The sequence below is a fragment of the Bradyrhizobium sp. CCBAU 45384 genome (assembly GCF_028128665.1).
GTDB lineage: Bacteria > Pseudomonadota > Alphaproteobacteria > Rhizobiales > Xanthobacteraceae > Bradyrhizobium > Bradyrhizobium manausense.
Window position 1 is genome coordinate 306,784 of the sequence record NZ_LBIZ01000119.1, and the last position, 18,972, is coordinate 325,755.

The 18,972-nt window shown below is 64.7% G+C and carries 17 protein-coding genes; 7 read left to right on the plus strand and 10 right to left on the minus strand.

The features are described 5' to 3' along the window. The first annotated feature begins 37 nt into the window (after positions 1-37). A complete protein-coding gene (locus tag XH80_RS38015) occupies positions 38-808 on the plus strand; it encodes an exodeoxyribonuclease III (RefSeq protein ID WP_271603039.1) in 771 nt (256 codons plus the stop codon). A gap of 119 nt (positions 809-927) precedes the next feature. Here the strand turns inward: XH80_RS38015 and XH80_RS38020 are convergent, their stop codons facing one another. Both XH80_RS38020 and XH80_RS38025 read right to left on the minus strand, forming a co-directional pair. After that, on the minus strand, positions 928-1,740 hold the full coding sequence (locus XH80_RS38020; protein WP_271603324.1) for a DUF4886 domain-containing protein: 813 nt from the start codon (positions 1,738-1,740) through the stop codon (positions 928-930). A gap of 98 nt (positions 1,741-1,838) precedes the next feature. Then, entirely contained in the window at positions 1,839-2,207 is a 369-nt protein-coding gene (locus XH80_RS38025) for a GFA family protein (RefSeq protein ID WP_271603040.1), read from the minus strand. A 249-nt stretch (positions 2,208-2,456) separates the two neighbouring features. On the opposite strand from XH80_RS38025, the gene XH80_RS38030 reads away from it, so the two are divergent. After that, complete coding sequence (locus XH80_RS38030) at positions 2,457-3,182, plus strand: sulfite exporter TauE/SafE family protein (protein WP_271603041.1); 726 nt, start codon at positions 2,457-2,459, stop codon at positions 3,180-3,182. A gap of 121 nt (positions 3,183-3,303) precedes the next feature. Here XH80_RS38030 and XH80_RS38035 read toward each other — a convergent pair whose 3' ends face one another. Together XH80_RS38035 and XH80_RS38040 are read right to left on the minus strand one after the other, a co-directional pair. Beyond that, positions 3,304-5,337, minus strand: a complete 2,034-nt coding sequence (locus XH80_RS38035) for a putative bifunctional diguanylate cyclase/phosphodiesterase (protein ID WP_271603042.1) — start codon at positions 5,335-5,337, stop codon at positions 3,304-3,306. Positions 5,338-5,341: 4 nt separating this feature from the next. Further along, a complete protein-coding gene (locus XH80_RS38040; RefSeq protein ID WP_271603043.1) occupies positions 5,342-6,511 on the minus strand; it encodes an ABC transporter substrate-binding protein in 1,170 nt (389 codons plus the stop codon). Between the two features lie 331 nt (positions 6,512-6,842). Between XH80_RS38040 and radA the strand changes: the two genes are divergently transcribed. From radA to XH80_RS38065, 5 genes are all read left to right on the plus strand, one after another. Next, positions 6,843-8,291, plus strand: a complete 1,449-nt coding sequence (gene radA, locus XH80_RS38045) for a DNA repair protein RadA (protein ID WP_271603044.1) — start codon at positions 6,843-6,845, stop codon at positions 8,289-8,291. 169 nt (positions 8,292-8,460) lie between these two features. Further along, positions 8,461-9,090: a CvpA family protein gene (locus tag XH80_RS38050; RefSeq protein ID WP_057758013.1), complete on the plus strand. Its 630-nt coding sequence runs from the start codon at positions 8,461-8,463 to the stop codon at positions 9,088-9,090. A 28-nt stretch (positions 9,091-9,118) separates the two neighbouring features. After that, a complete protein-coding gene (gene purF / locus XH80_RS38055; protein ID WP_057758015.1) occupies positions 9,119-10,630 on the plus strand; it encodes an amidophosphoribosyltransferase in 1,512 nt (503 codons plus the stop codon). 156 nt (positions 10,631-10,786) lie between these two features. Next, entirely contained in the window at positions 10,787-11,527 is a 741-nt protein-coding gene (locus XH80_RS38060) for an SDR family NAD(P)-dependent oxidoreductase (RefSeq protein WP_271603045.1), read from the plus strand. Positions 11,528-11,749: 222 nt separating this feature from the next. Beyond that, on the plus strand, positions 11,750-12,976 hold the full coding sequence (locus XH80_RS38065) for an ABC transporter substrate-binding protein (protein ID WP_057758017.1): 1,227 nt from the start codon (positions 11,750-11,752) through the stop codon (positions 12,974-12,976). A 173-nt stretch (positions 12,977-13,149) separates the two neighbouring features. Here XH80_RS38065 and der read toward each other — a convergent pair whose 3' ends face one another. The 6 genes from der to XH80_RS38095 form a co-directional block, all read right to left on the minus strand. After that, entirely contained in the window at positions 13,150-14,532 is a 1,383-nt protein-coding gene (gene der, locus XH80_RS38070) for a ribosome biogenesis GTPase Der (protein ID WP_271603046.1), read from the minus strand. Positions 14,533-14,584: 52 nt separating this feature from the next. Then, entirely contained in the window at positions 14,585-15,142 is a 558-nt protein-coding gene (locus XH80_RS38075; protein ID WP_271603047.1) for a hypothetical protein, read from the minus strand. A gap of 50 nt (positions 15,143-15,192) precedes the next feature. After that, positions 15,193-15,846 carry a tetratricopeptide repeat protein gene (locus tag XH80_RS38080; protein ID WP_271603048.1) on the minus strand — a complete coding sequence of 218 codons (654 nt, stop codon included), beginning with the start codon at positions 15,844-15,846 and terminating at the stop codon, positions 15,193-15,195. Between the two features lie 168 nt (positions 15,847-16,014). Beyond that, on the minus strand, positions 16,015-17,601 hold the full coding sequence (locus XH80_RS38085) for a class I adenylate-forming enzyme family protein (protein WP_271603049.1): 1,587 nt from the start codon (positions 17,599-17,601) through the stop codon (positions 16,015-16,017). A gap of 73 nt (positions 17,602-17,674) precedes the next feature. Beyond that, positions 17,675-18,256 (minus strand): NnrU family protein, encoded by a 582-nt coding sequence (locus XH80_RS38090; RefSeq protein ID WP_271603050.1) that lies wholly within the window; start codon positions 18,254-18,256, stop codon positions 17,675-17,677. Positions 18,257-18,326: 70 nt separating this feature from the next. After that, a complete protein-coding gene (locus tag XH80_RS38095) occupies positions 18,327-18,905 on the minus strand; it encodes a hypothetical protein (RefSeq protein ID WP_057758028.1) in 579 nt (192 codons plus the stop codon). Positions 18,906-18,972: the final 67 nt, after the last annotated feature.

Genomic DNA, 18,972 nt, shown 5'->3' on the forward strand with positions numbered 1-18,972 from the left:
ATCTCCGGTGACGGAATTCAGGAGCCGGTAGCTCTACATGAAGATTGCGACATTCAACATCAACAACATCAATCGCCGCCTGCCCAATCTGCTCGCATGGATGCGCGCGGCAAAGCCCGATGTCGTCGCGCTTCAGGAATTGAAGGCAAGTGATGGCGAATTTCCGGCGGAAGCGATCGAAAAAGCCGGCTACGGCGCAGTTTGGCGTGGACAAAAGACCTGGAACGGCGTCGCCATCCTCGCCCGCAACGCCGAGCCCGTGCTGACGCGCGACCGCCTGCCGGGACGGCCTGATGATCACGAGGCGCGCTACATCGAGGCTGCCGTGCGCGGCATCATCGTCACCAGCATCTACCTGCCGAACGGCAATCCGCAGCCGGGCCCGAAATTCGACTACAAGCTCGACTGGTTCGCGCGGCTGAGGCGCCACGCCAAGACCTTCCTCAAGCAGGATCTGCCCGTGGTGCTCGCCGGCGACTACAATGTCGCGCCCACCGAGATCGACATCTATCCGACGCACTCATGGGACAAGGATGCGCTGGTCCAGCCGGAGAGCCGCGCGGCCTTCGCCTCGCTGGTCGAACAGGGCTGGTGCGATGCGATCCGCGCGCTGCATGGGGAGGAGCGCATCTACACCTTCTGGGACTACAAGCGGAACCGCTGGCCGCGCGATGCGGGCCTACGGCTCGATCATCTGCTGCTGAGCCCTGCCCTCGTCCCCCGCCTGGCCAGGGCCGGCGTCGACAAGACGGTGCGCGGCGAAGAAGGTGCGAGCGATCACGCGCCGGCGTGGATGGTGCTGAAATAGCGAGGATCCCGTAGGGTGGGCAAAGCGAAGCGTGCCCACCAAAATTCGCTTACGGAGATAGGCCGTGGGCACGGCGCAAGCGCGCCTTTGCCCACCCTACGATTGATCGCCCAGTCCGGTCACCGCCCGTAATACTCCTGCACCGTGTCCCACGCCGCCGTCTGCAGCAGCTGCACAGTCTCCGGATCGATCCCCATCGTGTAGGAATTCCCAACCGGCGAACGTCCCGTCAGCGCGGCGAGCGTGACGCAGGCGGCGAGATAGGTGCCGGCCGGGCTCGGATGCCGCCGGTCCGGCGCATAGAGGTTGAGCTCCGGCTGCAGCTTGCGCACGCGCGCGAAAGCGAGGCCCGCAGGAATGACCAGCGCATCATTGGCATTGCCGGCGGTGGTATAGGCCTCGGCCAGCCCGTCCGTCATCTCAGGCTTGTCGAGATAGGCCCAGGACATGAACAGCACCGGCCGCATGCCATGGGCGCGGACGATCTCGCTGTCCTTCTTGGCGAAGGTGGTGAAGGCGTCCTTCAGCTGCGGATGGATCGGGCACTGGCTGCAATCCATCATCACGACCGTGTCGTACTGCTTGCCAGGCTTGTTGAAGACGACATTGTTGTCGTCGTCGAAGGAATAGGCGCCGAGGCCGCCCGGCCGCAGCAGATTGTCCATGTCGTGCCAATCGAGGCCGGAGCCGCCGATCGTGACCATGGTGTTGCGATAGGCCATCTTGTCGGTATCGATGGCCCGCTCCATGAGGGAGAGGCGCCCCGGCATACCGTTGTTGTAATAGAAAAAGCTGTTGCCGACGAACAGCGTGGCCTTGGGAAAGTTCGGCCCGAGCGTCGTGACCTTCGGCTTGGTCTGCGCTTGCGCATTGAAGCCGGCCGCAACGGCCAGACACATTGCGACCATCACTTGCGCAAAAAGGCGCATGATCGACTCCTCCCTTTACTATCGGCCGGAATCAAATCAGCTTTCCCAGCCGGCCTCAAGGGGATGCGCATGCAGGCAGATATGCGTGAGGCGCCGCCTGCTCACCACAGATTCTTGCCGTCGATCATATTGACCGGCACCGCCTCCAGGTCGAAATCGTCGAACAGGCGTGCGTTCACCGCGACCTTGGGATTGTCGAAATCCGGCTTGCCGGTCGACCAGTCCGGCGATTCCGAATAGGTGCCGCAGCCGCAATTCGCGCAGTAATGATGCTTGACGGTGCGGCTCCCCCATAGATAGGTCGCAACGTTGTCGGGAGGCGACAGCAGGCGAAACTGCGCCGGTGTGTAATAGGCCCACAGCGCACCGCGCTTGGCGCAGAGCGAGCAGGTGCAGCGCGTCACGCTCCCAGGCGCCTCCGTCACCTCGAACACCGTCTCACCGCAATGACAGCTTGCCTCGACCGGCATGATCCGCTCCCGTTTTGTCAGGAGGTGGTCATAGCCCGCCCCTGCTGCCAACATGCTGTCAGCAGCGCGCCACCCAACAAGATCATGAAAACAACCCCATGCACAGTAGCCGGGCCTGCCGGATCAATGTCTTACTGTTATTCCGAAATTAGATTTGACTTGTCGGGCAAAACACTGGCAGAATGTCACCATGGACGAACTCCCCGTGCGCCGCGATCGGGAATCCGTCAATGTCCCGGAGCTCCGCCCTTGGCCTTCCTCTTCGTCCTCAGCGTCGGCCTGATCGCAGGCACCATTTCCGGCATCGTCGGCACGGGTTCGTCGATCATGCTGATGCCGGTGCTGGTCTACGCCTATGGGCCGAAGGAAGCCGTGCCGATCATGGCGGTTGCTTCCGTCATGGCGAACTTTTCGCGGATTCTGGCGTGGTGGCGCGAGGTCGATTGGCGGGCCTGCGTGGCCTATTCGGTCACGGGCATTCCGGCCGCGATGCTGGGCGCGCGGACGCTGCTCGCCCTGCCCTCGCACGCCGTCGACCTCGCCATCGGCATCTTCCTGATCGCGATGGTTCCGGTGCGGCACTGGCTGGCACGGCACGACCTCAAGGCCAATCTCTGGCACCTCTGCGTCGGCGGCGCGATCATCGGCTATCTCACAGGCATCGTGGTCTCGACCGGTCCGCTCAGCGTGCCCCTGTTCCTGTTCTACGGTCTCTCCAAAGGCGCATTTCTCGCGACCGAAGCCGCCTCCTCGCTCGGGCTCTATTTCGCCAAATCGGTCACGTTCGAGCGCTTCGGCGCGTTGACGCAGGAGGTCTTCATCAAGGGCCTGATCGCAGGTTCCTCGCTGATGGCAGGCGCCTTCGTCGCCAAGCGCTTCGTGCTGCACCTCAAGCCGGAAATGTTTCGCCTGGTGATGGATGCGATCATGATCGCAGCCGGGCTTTCGATGCTCTGGAATGCGACGCGGCCGTAAAGCGCGATGAGATTGTCATCGCGCTTTAGCTCTTTGTGAGAGCATAATCTCCGCGCAAACGCGTTCCGCTGATGTCGCGAGGGAAAGCCGCTTCACACTTTTCCGGATCATGCTCCAGCGCTCAAACCGCGAACTCGGGCGCGATCGACGGGCTGTCCGCCAGCACGCGACCTTCGACGCCGCGTTCTGCTAGCTGGCGCAGCACCGCATCGAGCGGCTGCGGCTTGTGGAACAGAAAGCCCTGGCCGAGCCTCACGCCCATCTCGCGCATGGCCTGCACCTGCTCGGCCCGCTCGATGCCTTCCGCAACCAAGGTGAGCCCCAGCGTGCCCGCGAGCGAGGCGATGACGCCGACGATGGCCTTGTCCTCGGCGCTTGCAGGGATTTCGTGGATGAACGCCTTGTCGATCTTGACCTTGTCGAGTGGAAAGCGCCTGAGATGCGCAAGCGAGCTGTAGCCCGTGCCGAAATCGTCGAGTGCGATGGTGGCGCCGAGGCGCCGCAGCCGGCGCAACGTGTCGGATGCGCTGGCAATGTTGTTGATCAGCGACCCCTCGGTGATCTCGAGCTCGAGCAACGAGGGCGCAACACCGAACCGCTCGCAAGTCTCTCGCAAGCAGGCGGCGAGCGAATGGTCGGCAAGCTCGGACGGCGGCAAATTGATCGCGATCCGTATCTGCGGCGTGCCGGCAGCCGCAAGGCGTTGCAGCGCGCGGCAGGCGTCGGTCAGCACGTAGCGCGTCAGACGGGCATTGTTGCCGCTACGCTCGATCAGCGGCAGGAATTCACCGGGGTTGATCACGCCGTGCTCCCGGTGACGCCAGCGAATGAGCGCCTCCAGGCCGATGACGTCCTGGGTCTCGAGGTCGACCTGGCTCTGATACCAGACCTCGAACTGTCCCTCGGAGAAGCCGGAGGGAATGGCAAGCTCCAGCTCCCTGCGGCGGCGATAATCGTGTTGAAGCGCTTCATCCAGCACCGCGACAGTGCCGGGCGCCTTGCTCTTGGCGTGGTAGAGAGCGATGTCGGCGAGCGCTGGCAAGTGCGACAATTCGGGATCGCCGGCATGGCGCACGGCCAAGCCGATGCTGGCGCGCGGCACGACCTGCTTGTCATGCAGCATGATCGGCGCGGAGATCGCCTCCAGCAATTGCCGCGCGAAAGCCTGTGCGGCCGCCTCGTTGCTGACTTCAGGGCGAATGACCACGAACTCGTCGCCGCCGAGCCGCGCCACCCAATCCTCCAGCTCGACCGTGCCACGAAGCCGCTCGGAGATGTGGATCAGGAACTTGTCGCCGGCATCGTGACCAAAGGTGTCGTTGATGCCCTTGAAGTCGTCGAGATCGATGAAGCTGAAAGCGATCAGCGCATCCGGCGAGCCGGCATCCCTGCTCAAGGTCGCCAGACGCTCGGATAGCGAGCGACGGTTGGGCAGCCCCGTGAGCGGATCGTGATCGGCCATATGGCCGAGCCGGTCGAGCGCGCCGGATGTCGTGTGCTGCATCGCGTTGAAGGCAATCGCGAGCTGGCCGAATTCGTTGGATGATTTGACGTCGGCCGGATAAGCGCGGCCGTCCTGCTTGCTGCGCTGGATCGCCGACATCATCGCAGCCAGAGGCTTGCCGATGAAGATGTTGGCGGAGATCCGCATCGCGATCACGGTCGCAACCGTTCCGAGCAGTCCGACGACGAGAAGCAGCCCCAGCCTGCTGCCGGCGCCCATATAGAGGCTCGCGTAGGAATAGGCGATCGCGATGCGACCGGCCTGAACGGCCATGTTGCCGTTGCTGTAGTTGATCGGCCGCGAGACTTCCGTGAGCGCCTGTACCACGGGCCGCGCCACCACGCGGGCGACCACGACACCGGTGTCATCGTAGACCGCGGCAGCGGCGATGGTCTCGTCGTGCATGATCTCGTTGAGCACGCCCGTGACCTGGTCGTAGCGCATCTTCCACAGCGGCTCGGCGATCAGCTCGGCGCGGCTCTCGGCGACGCGGGCAATGCGGGCATCGAGTTGCCTGATCTGCACCCAGAAGCTCGAGACCTCGACGCCGGCCGAAGCGAGCAGCTGCACCAGCAGCAGCACGGGCACGGTCGCCCAGATCATCGCGCGAACGACCGAGCGCGATGGTGCGGGCTTGTTCGAACCGTTCATCCGGTCAGCGCCCCGCATCATTCACCGGCGCCGCTGGCGGCGATATCGAGGAGATCAGAGCCTCCACGGAGAAATCGTATTGGCCGCAACGTCCTGCCTTGGCCCTGAACTGCGCAAAGTCGATCTGGTCGAAGGCGCGCGTGGCGATCAGCGTCGCGACGGAGGTGAGATTGTCGCGCGTGATCGCCGACGTCTTGACCTCGACATGCGGCGAATTGGCCGCGAAGTCGCAACCGTCGGCAAAGTCGCGCAGCAGCACGATCGACCAGCCGCCAAGCAGGAAGTGGCCGCCATCGGTCAGCAGCAGGCGGCCAGCCTTGATTGCGCGCAGCGCGTCCTCCGACCAGTTGAGGCCGACCACCTGAATTTGTTCGCCCGGCGTAATGCCGGCGGCCGCGACCGCCTTGAGCGCGCCCAGCGCCATCGGGTCGTTGCCGGCCCAGATCCCTGCTGGACGAATGCCCTTGCGCTGCGCCCAGCCGAGATAATTCGCAGCGGCCTGCTCCGCCTCCGACTGCGTCCAGTTGGCGAACAGCATCCGATCCAGCACCACGTCAGGCGCGGCCGCGACCGCGAGTTGCAGGCCAGCATTGCGGGCGATCGACGCCGGCGTGATCTCGTCGCCGCCGATCGCGAGCAGATGGATCTTGCCGTCGGGGCTCTGCCATTTTTCGTTGCGGGCCGCGCCGATCAGTGCGTTGGCCATCCGCGCGCCCGCGGTCGTCAGATCGGTCGTGATATCGCCGAGCCAATTCTTGAGAATCTGGCGCGGCGGTCCAAGACGTTTCGCATCCTCGCCGATCAACGAGTTCGACAGCAACAGCGTCTTGATGCCCGCGGCTTCGGCGGCCTCCAGGATCGGAACGGCGGCAGACTCTTCGTTCGAGAGAATGAGGAAGTCGGGCTTATCGGCGCGCGCGACCACGCCGAGGCCGAGCTCCTGCATGGTGCGGTAATTGCGCTCGCTGGTCAGCACCTCGACCTTGACGTTAAGCTTGCGGCCGGCGGCCTGCATGGTCTGCGCGACCATGTCCCAATAGATCTCGCCGATCTTGCCGGGGCTTACGAAGACGATGTTGAGCGGTGTGGCATCGGCCGCAACAGCGTAGCCGCCGGGCGCAAGAACACCGCAGGCGATGCTCATAGCGAGCCACATACGCAAGACTATCGTCATTCGTTCCGCCACCCCGTCTTGGTTCCGACGCTGGACCCGCGTCCGCTAACATTTGGCAAAGTCCGGCGTGACGCGGCGGCGTAGTGCTAACAAAGGGTGTATCGGCTGCGCGGAATTGGGCTCAAGCGCGATGGGATTGGGTTGAATCGTCATCGCGCTTTAGCTCTTTGTTTGAGCATGATCTCCGCGCAAACGCGTTTCCGCTGATGTCGCGAGGGAAAACCGCTTCACACTTTTCCGGATCATGCTCTATTGGAATCGCTCACGGACGCCCGCGCTACCCACCGTTCCGTGCTATCAGCGCATTGGTAACCTCCGACTCACCATACCCATGGCCAAGAACACGCTTTCCTTCGTCTGCCAGAACTGCGGCGCGGCCTATAACCGCTGGCAGGGCAAGTGCGAGTCCTGCGGCGAGTGGAATACGCTGGCCGAGGAAGATACCAGCGGCAGCGTGCCGGTCTCGATCCGCTCCAAGCGCAAGGGCCGGACCTTTGCGCTGGAGAGCCTGGCCGGCAAAAGCCCGGATGCGCCGCGCATGTCCTCTGGGCTGACCGAGCTCGACCGCGTCACCGGCGGCGGCTTCGTCCGCGGCTCGGTGCTGCTGGTCGGGGGCGATCCCGGTATCGGCAAGTCGACGCTGCTGACGCAGGCGACCAGCATGATGGCGCGCGCCGGCCACCGCATCGTCTACATCTCCGGCGAAGAAGCCATCGCCCAGGTGCGCTTGCGCGCCGAGCGGCTCGGGCTGTCGGATGCGCCGGTGCAGCTTGCGGCCGAGACCTCGGTGGAAGATATCGTCTCGACATTGTCCGAGGGCACGGTGCCGCGGCTGATCGTGATCGACTCGATCCAGACCATGTGGACCGACACGGTGGAATCCGCCCCCGGCACGGTCACGCAGGTGCGCGCGTCGGCGCAGGCGCTCATTCGTTTCGCCAAGAAAACGGGCGCTGCCATCATCCTGGTCGGCCACGTCACCAAGGACGGCCAGATCGCCGGCCCTCGCGTGGTCGAGCACATGGTCGATGCCGTGATGTCGTTCGAGGGCGAAGGTTCGCAGCAATTCCGCATCCTGCGCGCCGTCAAGAACCGCTTCGGTCCGACCGACGAGATCGGCGTGTTCGAGATGACGGGCCTTGGCCTGCGCGAGGTCACCAACCCCTCCGAGTTGTTCCTGTCCGAGCGCGATCTCGGCACGCCCGGCACCGCAGTCTTTGCGGGCATCGAGGGCACGCGGCCCGTCCTGGTCGAATTGCAGGCGCTGGTGGCGCCGACCTCGCTCGGCACCCCGCGCCGTGCCGTGGTCGGCTGGGACCAGAGCCGGCTCTCGATGGTGCTGGCGGTGCTGGAGGCTCATTGCGGGGTCAAGCTGTCCGGCCACGACGTCTATCTGAACGTCGCGGGTGGCCTGCGCATCCACGAGCCGGCAGCCGATATGGCCGCGGCCGCGGCGCTGGTGTCGTCGCTGGTTAATGCGCAGTTACCCAGCGATGCCGTTTATTTCGGCGAGATTTCGCTCTCCGGCGTGATCCGCCCGGTGGCGCAGACCCCTGCCAGGCTCAAGGAAGCGGCCAAGCTCGGCTTCAAGCGCGCGGTGCTGCCCGAATCGGCCCGCGGGGGCGAAGCGAGCGGTGACGCCGGATTGACCCTGAACGCGGTCAACAGCCTCACGACCCTGGTTGCGGAGATCGCCGCCAGCGGCTCCCGCCGCGGCGACTCGGCCCCGCCTGCGGAGAAAAATGCCACACCGGCAAGATTCCGCCGTGGAGAGGGTTAGGTGGAGGTGACGCCAAGCGCCCCCACCGCTATACAGCCGTCACAAAAGCAGCATGGGATTGCGTGGTTGCGGCCTTGCCGGGAACGTCGTCTGGCCTTCAGTTAGGGGCGGCGGCCAAACACCGATTCGCTGAGCACCCTTTGAGCGTACGAGCGGACCAGACCAGCCGATGCCAGTTACACTCCTCGACCTGATCCTGCTCGGCGTGATGCTGATCTCGGGCCTGCTCGCCATGGTTCGCGGCTTCATGCGCGAAATCCTCTCGATCGCGGCCTGGGGCACGGCGGCAATCGTGACGCTGTACTCGTTTTCCAAGCTGCTGCCGACGGCCAAGACCTATTTCAACAACGACACCGTCGCGAGCGTGGTGGTGGTCGCCGGCGTGTTCGTCGGTACCCTGGTCGTGGTCTCCGTCATCACGGTCCGGATCTCCGACATGATCCTGGATTCGCGCATCGGCGCGCTGGACCGCACCCTCGGCTTCCTGTTTGGCCTGGCTCGCGGGCTCTTGATCGTCGTGGTCGCCTTCCTGTTCTTCACCTGGCTGGTGCCGGACAAGCAGCGCCCGGACTGGGTCTCAGGGGCCAAATCCCGAGTGGTGCTCCAGGGAACCGGGGATTGGCTGATGGCCCTCTTGCCTGACGACCCCGAGAACACCATCTTGAAGAGATTCAAGAAAAACAAACCAGATGATGATCAAGCTGATACCGAGCAGCAGCCTTCGGGCAGTGGCGACGGCTACAGCAAACCGGCTCGTGACAGCCTGAAAAAGCTGATCGAGAAACCTGCGGCGCGTTGATTGCCCTTAACAGAGAGGCGCGGACGAGATGCGACACCCTGACCAGGACGCCCACACTGAACGCGATCCCGGCTCCGCCGCGCTAGAGCTTCAGGACGACCTGGACGGAGACACGGTTCGCGAGGAATGCGGCGTCTTCGGCATCTACGGACATCCTGAAGCCGCCGCCATCACGGCGCTCGGACTTCACGCCCTCCAGCACCGCGGCCAGGAAGCGGCCGGCATCGTCTCCTACGACGGCAGCCGTTTCCACAGTGAACGGCGCCTCGGTCTCGTCGGCGACACCTTCTCCCGCCGCGAGGTGATCGACCGCCTCCCCGGCACCGTGGCGGTCGGCCACGTCCGCTATGCCACCACCGGCGCCACCATCCTGCGCAACGTGCAGCCGCTGTTCGCCGAACTCAATGCGGGCGGGCTCGCGGTCGCTCACAACGGCAATCTCTCCAACGGCCTGACGCTGCGCCGCGAACTCGTCAGAAGCGGCGCCATGATGCAGTCGACCTCCGACACCGAGGTGATCCTGCATCTGGTGGCGCGCTCCAGGCGCGCCCGCTTCATCGAGCGCTATATCGATGCGCTGCGCGAGATCGAAGGCGCCTATGCGCTGGTCTCGCTCACCAACAAGAAGCTGGTCGGCGCGCGCGATCCGCGTGGCATCCGCCCGCTGGTGCTGGGTGAGCTCGACGGCTGCCCGATCCTGACGTCCGAGACCTGCGCGCTCGACATCATCGGCGCGCGCTTCGTGCGCGACATCGAGCCCGGCGAAGTCATCGTGTTCGACGAGAACGGGCAGGACATCCACAAGCCGTTCCCGCCGATGGCGCCGCGTCCCTGCATCTTCGAATACATCTACTTCTCGCGTCCTGACTCCGTCGTCCACGGCCGCTCGGTCTACGAGGTGCGCAAGGCCTTTGGCGCCCAGCTCGCGCGCGAGAGCCATGTGCCTGTCGACGTCGTGGTCCCGGTGCCGGATTCCGGCGTGCCCGCGGCGGTCGGCTACAGCCAGCATTCCGGCGTACCGTTCGAGCTCGGCATCATCCGCAACCACTATGTCGGCCGCACCTTCATCCAGCCGACGCAGGCGATCCGCGAATCCGGCGTGCGCATGAAGCACTCGGCCAACCGCGCCGCGATCGAAGGCAAGCGCATCATCCTGATCGACGACTCCCTGGTGCGCGGCACCACGTCGAAGAAGATCGTGCGCATGATGCGCGATGCCGGCGCCAAGGAAGTGCACTTCCGCCTCGCCTCGCCTCCGATCCTCTACCCTGATTATTACGGCATCGACCTGCCCGACCGCGGCGGCCTCCTGGCCGCGACGCATTCGCTGGAGGAGATGCGCGAGCTGATCGGCGCGGACTCGCTCGCCTTCCTGTCGATCGACGGCATGTACCGCGCCATGGGCGAGCCCGGCCGCGACCCCGCCAATCCAAAGTTTGCGGATCACTGCTTCACCGGCGTCTATCCGACCCACCTCACCGACCAGACCCAGACCGAGCCGCAACCGCGGCAGCTGTCGCTGCTGGCGGAGGCGAGCTGACGGCGTAGCCGTCATCCCGGGGCGATCCGCAGGATCGAACCCGGGATCTCGACATTGTTTGGCAACCTCTGGATTCCGGGTTCGATGCTTCGCATCGCCCCGGAATGACAGCGCCGCGGGCTTGTGCCGACCGCCCACCTCTGCAATACCGCCGCCATGACCAAACCCCTCGCCAACCGCATCGCTCTCGTCACCGGCGCCTCGCGCGGCATCGGTTTTGCCACGGCGCTCGCGCTGGCCAAGGCCGGCGCGCATATCGTGGCCACTGCGCGCACGCAAGGCGGGCTCGAGGAGCTCGATGACGAGATCCGCAAAATCGGCGGCAGCGCCACGCTGGTGCCGCTCAACCTGACCGATTCCGACGGCATCGCGCGGCTCGGCGCGGGACTGCACGAGCGCTATGGCAAGCTCGATATCCTCGTCGGCAATGCCGGCGTGCTCGGCCCCTCCTCGCCGATCGGGCATATCGAGCTGAAGACGTTCAACGACGTCATGGCCGTCAACGTCTCCGCGAACTTCCAGCTGATCCGCTGCATGGAGCCGCTGCTGAAGCAGTCCAATGCGGGGCGCGCCGTGTTCATCACCTCGGGCGCCGCCAACAAGGCGACCGCCTATGTCAGCCCCTACGCCGCCTCCAAGGCCGCGCTGGAGACGCTGGCGCGCGCCTGGGCGCAGGAGACCGCGAACACCGCAATCCGGGTCAATCTGTTCAACCCCGGCCCGATCCGCACCCGCATGCGCGCCACCCTGATGCCGGGCGAGGATCCCGCAACGCTCGACACGCCCGAGCAGGTCGCCGAATTCATCGTTCCGATGTGCGCGCCTGATTGGACCGAGACCGGCAAGTTCTATGACTACAAGACGCGCAGCCTGATGAGCTTCCGCGCGCCGGCCTGACCGACGCATGGTCGGTCCACCCGCGGCCGCGCGACGGGTTGATGAAATTTAGGTCAGTGCCAGGGTGCCCGAGTTAACCGACCGCCCTGACCGCTACGATTAGCGCATTGCCGCAAGCACCGAGACACGCTATCGGGAACAACACGATCATTACCGATCGCGCCGACGGTCAAAAGCCCCATCAAAGAGGGCTGTCCCGGCATACCATTTGGAGGGAATACAATGAGGAATTTGCGCGCGTGGCGCTACGCCGCGCTGTTGACCTGTGCCGGCCTCGGCTTTGCGACGTCGGCGTCCGCCCAGGACAAGACCATTAAGATCGGCGTGCTCAACGACATGTCGAGCCTCTACGCCGACATCGGCGGCCCGAACTCGGTCGCAGCCGTGAAAATGGCAGTCGAGGATTCCGGCCTGAAGGCCAAGGGCTGGACCATCGAGGTCCTCTCCGGCGACCACCAGAACAAGCCCGATATCGGCGTCAACATCGCGCGGCAATGGATCGACGCCGAGAAGGTCGACGCCATCGCCGACACGCCGAGCTCGGGCGTTGCGCTCGCGGTGAACAACCTCGTCAAGGAAAGGAACTCGGTGCTGCTCAATTCGGGTGCGGCGACAGCAGACCTCACCGGCAAGGCCTGCACGCCCAACACCATCTCCTTCACCTATGACACCTACATGCTCGCCAACGGCACCGGCAAGGCGCTGACCAAGGCGGGCGGTGACAGCTGGTTCTTCCTGACCGCGGACTACGCGTTCGGCCATGCGCTGGAGCGCGACACCGGCTCCGTCGTGACGGCCACTGGCGGCAAGGTGCTGGGTGGCGTCAAGCACCCGCTGAACACGGCGGACTTCTCCTCCTTCCTGCTCCAGGCCCAGTCGTCGAAGGCAAAGATCATCGGCCTTGCCAATGCGGGCGGCGATACCACCAATGCGATCAAGCAGGCCGCCGAGTTCGGCATCGTCTCCGGCGGCCAGAAGCTCGCGGCGCTGCTGCTGTTCATCAACGACGTGCATTCGCTCGGCCTGAAGACCGCCCAGGGCCTGACCTTCACCGAATCCTTCTACTGGGATCTCAACGACCAGACCCGCGAATGGTCCAAGCGCTTCCAGAAGGTTTCGCCGAAGGGCTCGATGCCCTCGATGACGGTCGCAGGTCTCTATGCCGAGATCCTGCATTACCTGAAGGCGATGGAGGCACTCGGCGGCAATCCGCATGACGGCGCCAAGGTCGTCGCCAAGATGAAGGAGCTGCCCACGGACGATCCGCTGTTCGGCAAGGGCCCGCTGCGCGCCGACGGCCGTCGCCTGATCCCGGCCTATCTGTTCGAGGTGAAGAAGCCGGAGGAATCGAAAGGACCGTGGGATTATTACAAGCTGATCGCCACCATTGCGCCTGAGGATGCGGCCAAGCCGCTCGAAGCCAGCGACTGCCCGCTGGTGAAGAAATAAGTTCGTAGGGTGGGTTAGCAGGCGGCTGCGCAACGCGCAGTCCGCTGGCGTAACCCACCTCTTCTGTCTCCGCGGAAATGAAAGAGGTGGGTTACGCCGCGCGGTTTGCGCTTCGCGCCATCCGCGCGGCTAACCCACCCTACGGCACTTCATTTCGGAAACTGCCGAGCCACTCACGACGGCCGCTTGCGCTTGTGGGCGAACGGATTGGCCTTTTCGCGCAGGGTGATGCGCACCGGCGTGCCCGGCAGGTCGAAGGCCTCGCGCATCGAGTTGATGAGATAGCGCAGATAAGATTGCGGCACCGCATCCGCGCGCGAGCAGAACAGGACGAAGCTCGGCGGACGCGCCTTGGTCTGGGTGATGTAGTTCAGCTTCAGCCGGCGGCCCGACACGGCGGGCGGCGGATTGGCCTGGATCGCCTGCTCGAACCAGCGATTAAGCGCGGAGGTCGGCACGCGTTTGTTCCAGAGCGCATAGGCATCCTGGATCGCCTGCATCAGGCGATCAATGCCCTCGCCCATCAGGCCGGAGACGGCCACGATCGGCACGCCCTTGAGCTGCGGCAGCCAATGATCGGCATCGCGGCGCAGACCGGAGATGGCGCCGCCGCCCTTGGTCTCCATCAGGTCCCATTTGTTGACAGCAAGCACGACCGCGCGGCCCTCGCGCTCGATCAGGTCGGCGATGCGCAGATCCTGCTCCTCGAAGCGATTCTGCGAATCCATCATCATCACGACGACTTCGGCAAAGCGCACCGCACGCAGCGCATCTGCGACCGAGAGCTTCTCCAGCTTCTCCTCGATGCGCGAGCGCCGGCGAAGGCCTGCGGTGTCGAACACCCTGAACTCGCGGCCCTTCCAGTTGATCTCGACTGCGATGGAATCGCGGGTGGTGCCGGCCTCCGGGCTCGTCAACAGACGCTCCTCGCCGAGCAGATGATTGATCAGCGTCGACTTGCCGGCATTGGGACGGCCGACAATGGCCACCCGGATCGGGCGCGTCGCAGCCTCTTCCTCCGAGATCGGCTCGTCGTCCTCGGCCTCATCCTCGCTGGCAGGCTCCGGCATCAGCTTGGCGAGCGCGTCGTAGAGCTCGCCCATGCCTTCGCCATGCTCGGCGGAAATCTGGATGGGATCGCCGAGGCCAAGCGCGAAGGCTTCCATCGCACCGGCATCGCCATGCCTGCCTTCGCTCTTGTTGGCGACCAGCAGCACCGGCTTGTTGGCCTTGCGGGCGAAATCGGCGAAGGCGCGGTCGGTGGGCGTGAGACCGATGCGGGCATCGATCACGAAGAACAGCGCATCGGCCTGCGCGATTGCGGTCTCGGTCTGCTCCTGCATGCGCGCCGTCAGCGAGCCCTTGGCGCCCTCGTCGAGACCGGCGGTGTCGATGATGGTGAATTCGAGATCGCCGAGCCTGGCCTCACCCTCGCGGCGGTCGCGGGTGACGCCGGGCAGATCATCGACGAGCGCGAGCTTCTGTCCGACCAGGCGGTTGAACAGCGTCGATTTGCCGACATTGGGCCGGCCGATGATGGCGATTGTAAAGGACATCGATCATTCGTGCGCCGCGGAGGCTGCGCCTGTCAATTCAGGGAAACAAATATCAGCGCGAGAAAGCGCCGCTGGGCAGCGGAGCCGGGAACGCTCCCTGCGTCTGCTGTTGCTGGGTGGTCTGCTGCGCCGGTGGCGCCGGCTGCTGGGCGGATTGCTGGTCCGGCGGCGGCGCGGTGGTGCGCTTGCGAACGATCTTGTGCTTGGGCGCCGGAGCAGCGGGCGCCGGCGCAGCATCGGGCTGGACCTCGCCGTCGACCTCGCCGGCCGGCGCAGCAGCGCTGGGGGCGGACTGCCTGGTCTTCTTGCCCTTGGCGGACTTCGCCGATTTCGATGGCTCGGCGGGCGCCGGCTCAGCCGGCAGCGCCGCGACGGCCGGCGCATTCGGGTCCTGCTGCTGCGCTCCCTTGTACATCTCCTTCGGCACGCCCTGCTCGAGGCCAGGCACGCCCTCGGGGAAAACAGGCTTGCGCTCGCCCGGCAGCTTCTTCTTCGTATCGAGGAAGTCCATCAGGTCGCTCGGATCGAATCCGCCGCTGGAGCAGCCGCCCAGGAGGCCCGTGAAGGCGATCAGGACGGCGACTGCAATCAAACTTGGCGTGCGGCGCATATCGATATCTCGTCTAAGCTCTCAGGACCGTCAGCTCGGCTGTTCTCAGTTCAGCTTTTGGCGACGGGCGGCAGCAGGGCCTGGAGCGCCTCGGCGCGCGAGCGCAGGCTAGGCGGCGTTTCGCCGTCCTCGGCGATCGCGTCGACCCATTTGCGGGCTGCGGTCATGTCGTTGTTGCGCCAGGCCGACAGCGCCAGCAATTCGCGGGCGCTGTGGCGGAAGGTCGACTTGGGCTCGGCGGACGTTTCCAGCCGCTGCTGGATATCAGCGTAGCTTGCGCTGTCCACCAGCAGGCTCGCCGCGCGGATCTTCGCCAGATCCTGCCACTCGCTGCCGACGCTGCGGTCGGCGACGATGTCGTCATACATCTTTGCCGCAGCCTTGGGATCGCGGGCCGATGTCTCCGCCGCGGCGCGGAGGCGCGCCAGGGTGCGGTAGCCAAACGGGGCCTTGGCAGCGAGATCGGCAAAGGCCGACTCGGCCTCGGCGTGCTTGCCCTGCTCCGACAGTTCGACGGCCTTTTCGAACGTGGCGCCGGCCTCGGCGGCCTTCTTGGCCTCCAGGTACTGGTAGCCGCGCCAGCCGCCCACGGCCGCCACGATCAGCACCATCAGGGCGATGAAGTAGAGCGAATATTTGTCCCACAGCTTTTTGAGCTGTTCGCGACGTACTTCCTCGTCGACTTCGTCAAATAATTCAGACACTTAAGACAATCCCATGCCCGGCCGGGAGCACGCGCCAGATCGCGCGCGTCGAAAGCCCGTCCCCATTTGGCGGCGGCGATACCCTATCGATATGGCGGTGGCAAGGCAAAGCAAGGCCGATCAAGGCGTTAACGGCCAATCCGGGATAGTCCGGAGCTGCGGGAGACCCTACCAGAGCTCCCGCAGATGTCGCTTCAGGACCTTTCCGTTGGCGTTGCGCGGCAGGGGCTCGGCGGTGATCACCATTGTCTCCGGCACCTTGTAATCAGACAGTCGCTCGGCGCACCAGGCCCGCAAGTCGTCGCTGCCGACCTGTGCGCGCGTGACCACGACCGCGTGGACGCGCTCGCCCAGCACCGGGCATGGCTTTGCGATGATCGCGCTCTCGACCACGGCGGGATGGCCCGCCAGCACGGATTCCACCTCGGCCGAATAGATCTTGAGGCCGCCGCGATTGATCATGTCCTTCTGCCGGTCGAACACGCGGACGAACCCATCGGCATCGACTGAACCCAGATCGCCCGAATGCCAGAAGCCGGCGGTAAAGCTTTCTGCCGTGGCCTTCGGATTGTTCCAGTAGCCCTTGATGACAGAGGCACTCTGAATCCAGAGCTCGCCGATCTGGCCGGGTGGAAGCTCGCGGCCATCCGCCCCCATCGCGATGATCCGCGCACCCGGACACGGCAGGCCGACGCTGTCGATATGGCTCGCCGTCAGCTCGCCCGGCATGATGGTCGACGGCGACGTCGTCTCGGTCGCGCCGTAGCAATTTGCGAGCTTCAGGCCAGGAATTGTTGCCTTGAGCCTCTCGATGGTCGCGACCGGCATCGGCGCGCCGCCGAAGCCGCCAATGCGCCAGCTCGAGAGATCATAGCTGTCGAAATCCGGCTGCAGCAGACAGAGATTGTACATCGCCGGCACCATTACGGTGTAGGTGACGCGCTCGCGCGCCGCGAGCTTGAGGTAATCGGCCGCCTTGAATTCCGGCATGATGATCAGAGCGCCGCCGCAGCAGATCATCGTCGTGATGTTGGCGACGACGCCGGTGACGTGACCGAGCGGGACGGCTGCGATCGAGCGGTCGGCCGCCGTCAATTCCAGGCAGGAGACGAACACCATCGAGGAATGCACGATGTTGCAATGGGCGAGCATGGCGCCTTTCGGCTTGCCCGTTGTGCCCGAGGTATAGAGGATCATCGCGGTGTCCTCCTCGTTCGTCTCGATCGGCGTTGGAGCCGGCGCGTTGTCAGAGAGCAAGGAGAAGCGCGAAAGCTTGGTGTCATCATCGATCGCGATGCGGTGGATCACTTCAGGGACATCGCGCGCATCCGGCAGCCGTTCGGTGAGCGCCGCCTCGTGGATCAGGATCGTGGCGCCGCAATCAGCGAGCACATAAGCGATCTCGGGTTTCTGCTGGCGCGTGCTGAGCAGCACCGTAACCAGCCCCTCATGCGCGGCGGCGAACAGCAACAACGGAAATTCGATGCGGTTGCCGAGCAGGATCGCAACGCGCTCACCGCGTTGCAGGCCGAGCTTGCGAAAACCTGATGCAATCCGCGCGGCCTGCTCCGCCGTTTGCCGCCAGCTCAGCCGGACATTGCCGCAGACGAGCGCTTCGCTGTCGCCGTTGCGCGCGGCGGTCTCCGCAATCATTGCCCACAAGCTCGAAGGCCGATCGACGAAGGCCGGCACCACCCGATCGCCAAAGCGCGCCTCGAGGTGCATCGGCGGAATCTGAGATTGCGACCAGTCCATCGGCAGACCCTCATCTTCTTGCTTTTGTCTCCTTCCGCACATGAGCACGGAGGCGATGTCTTGCGTTGACCGGCTATCCCATCACGGGAACACCGATCACGACAGGATGGAATGCAAAGGCCAGCGCCAGATAGGCGACAATGCCGACGGCGACTGCAATCAGATCGTTGGTGACACCGCCCACCGGAATCGGCGGCCCGCCGCTATCGGTGCGATGCTTCAGCGAGATACGGTCATACACGCCCCAGCCCAGGAACGAGCCGAACAGGATGATGGAGCCGAGATCGCCGTTGGCGAGCAGATGCGCAAACGCCCAAAGCTTCACGCCGGCGAGCATCGGATGCTTCAGCGTCGCATAGATGCGCCCGCGCAAATAGGAGGCGACCACCAGGATGACGGCAGGCAGCATCAGCGCGACCGCAATGTGCTTTAGCGCCCTGGGCGGATACCAGACGTCGATCCAGCCGGTCGAACGATAATGGCCAAAGCCCCAGACGATCAGCGCCAGCCCTGCAAGCGAGACGACCGAATAGAGGATCTTGTAGGTCCCCTCACCCAGCTGCGCGATCGCCTGCGCGCGTGCGTCTCGCTTCGTTGTGAAAACATGGGCGGCGAAAAACAGCACCAGCCCCAGGATCATGACCAGCAGACCCACGACATCCTCCCCTTAACCAGCGCCCCGCCTCTGAGGTATCATCCATTGGCCGCCGATCGCAACTGACGCGCTACTTTCCGGGTTCTCGATTGTCGACGTAGCGGATTGCAATTGGCCGTCCGGCCAAAGCACCACCGAGGCCGCTGGTGAACTTCAGCGGCAGACAGGCGTTCAGAGACGAATTGATCGCGTTGAGGTAGGTGGTTCTGATATCGGCGGGGACGCCAGCGGTCGCAAAGGTCAGCCGCGGCGGGCCGATCAGGCCGCCGGCTTTGTTGAAACTGAAGCGGACGGCCATCTGCATGCCTGCGCGCACATTGTCGGACGGCGGCGACCAGCACGTGCGCAGCTCGGCAAAGAGGTCGCCGATCGTATCGAGATCGTGATCCGGCTTTTGATACTTGGCCCGCTCAGCCTCCGCCGGCACGCTCTCGATCGTGAGCTGAAGGTTCTCGCCGTAGGGATAGTCGATCTCGGGAATGCAGGGACCAGGCTCGAGCGGACTGCAATAGGACGGCGTGCAGGGCCTGAAATCGAGCACACTGCACGGCTCATGCGCAAACGGAACTGGATTGATCCGGCGACGCTGCGCGTCAGCGGCAACGGTCGATATCGCCAACAGCAGGAAAAGGAGGATGCCGCGCCACATGCTTTAGGCCCGCGAGGTCATGTGAGCGAAACGTGGCACCGTCTCTGGGACCGTCAAGCCCGCGGGC

Excerpts from the sequence above, each read along its gene's own strand:
- XH80_RS38035 (WP_271603042.1), bottom strand. The coding sequence starts at position 5,337 with ATGAACGGTTCGAACAAGCCCGCACCATCGCGCTCGGTCGTTCGCGCG.
- purF (WP_057758015.1), top strand. The coding sequence starts at position 9,119 with ATGCGACACCCTGACCAGGACGCCCACACTGAACGCGATCCCGGCTCC.
- XH80_RS38065 (WP_057758017.1), top strand. The coding sequence starts at position 11,750 with ATGAGGAATTTGCGCGCGTGGCGCTACGCCGCGCTGTTGACCTGTGCC.
- XH80_RS38050 (WP_057758013.1), top strand. The coding sequence starts at position 8,461 with ATGCCAGTTACACTCCTCGACCTGATCCTGCTCGGCGTGATGCTGATC.
- XH80_RS38040 (WP_271603043.1), bottom strand. The coding sequence starts at position 6,511 with ATGACGATAGTCTTGCGTATGTGGCTCGCTATGAGCATCGCCTGCGGT.
- XH80_RS38015 (WP_271603039.1), top strand. The coding sequence starts at position 38 with ATGAAGATTGCGACATTCAACATCAACAACATCAATCGCCGCCTGCCC.
- XH80_RS38025 (WP_271603040.1), bottom strand. The coding sequence starts at position 2,207 with ATGCCGGTCGAGGCAAGCTGTCATTGCGGTGAGACGGTGTTCGAGGTG.
- radA (WP_271603044.1), top strand. The coding sequence starts at position 6,843 with ATGGCCAAGAACACGCTTTCCTTCGTCTGCCAGAACTGCGGCGCGGCC.
- XH80_RS38095 (WP_057758028.1), bottom strand. The coding sequence starts at position 18,905 with ATGTGGCGCGGCATCCTCCTTTTCCTGCTGTTGGCGATATCGACCGTT.
- XH80_RS38075 (WP_271603047.1), bottom strand. The coding sequence starts at position 15,142 with ATGCGCCGCACGCCAAGTTTGATTGCAGTCGCCGTCCTGATCGCCTTC.
- der (WP_271603046.1), bottom strand. The coding sequence starts at position 14,532 with ATGTCCTTTACAATCGCCATCATCGGCCGGCCCAATGTCGGCAAATCG.
- XH80_RS38085 (WP_271603049.1), bottom strand. The coding sequence starts at position 17,601 with ATGGACTGGTCGCAATCTCAGATTCCGCCGATGCACCTCGAGGCGCGC.
- XH80_RS38060 (WP_271603045.1), top strand. The coding sequence starts at position 10,787 with ATGACCAAACCCCTCGCCAACCGCATCGCTCTCGTCACCGGCGCCTCG.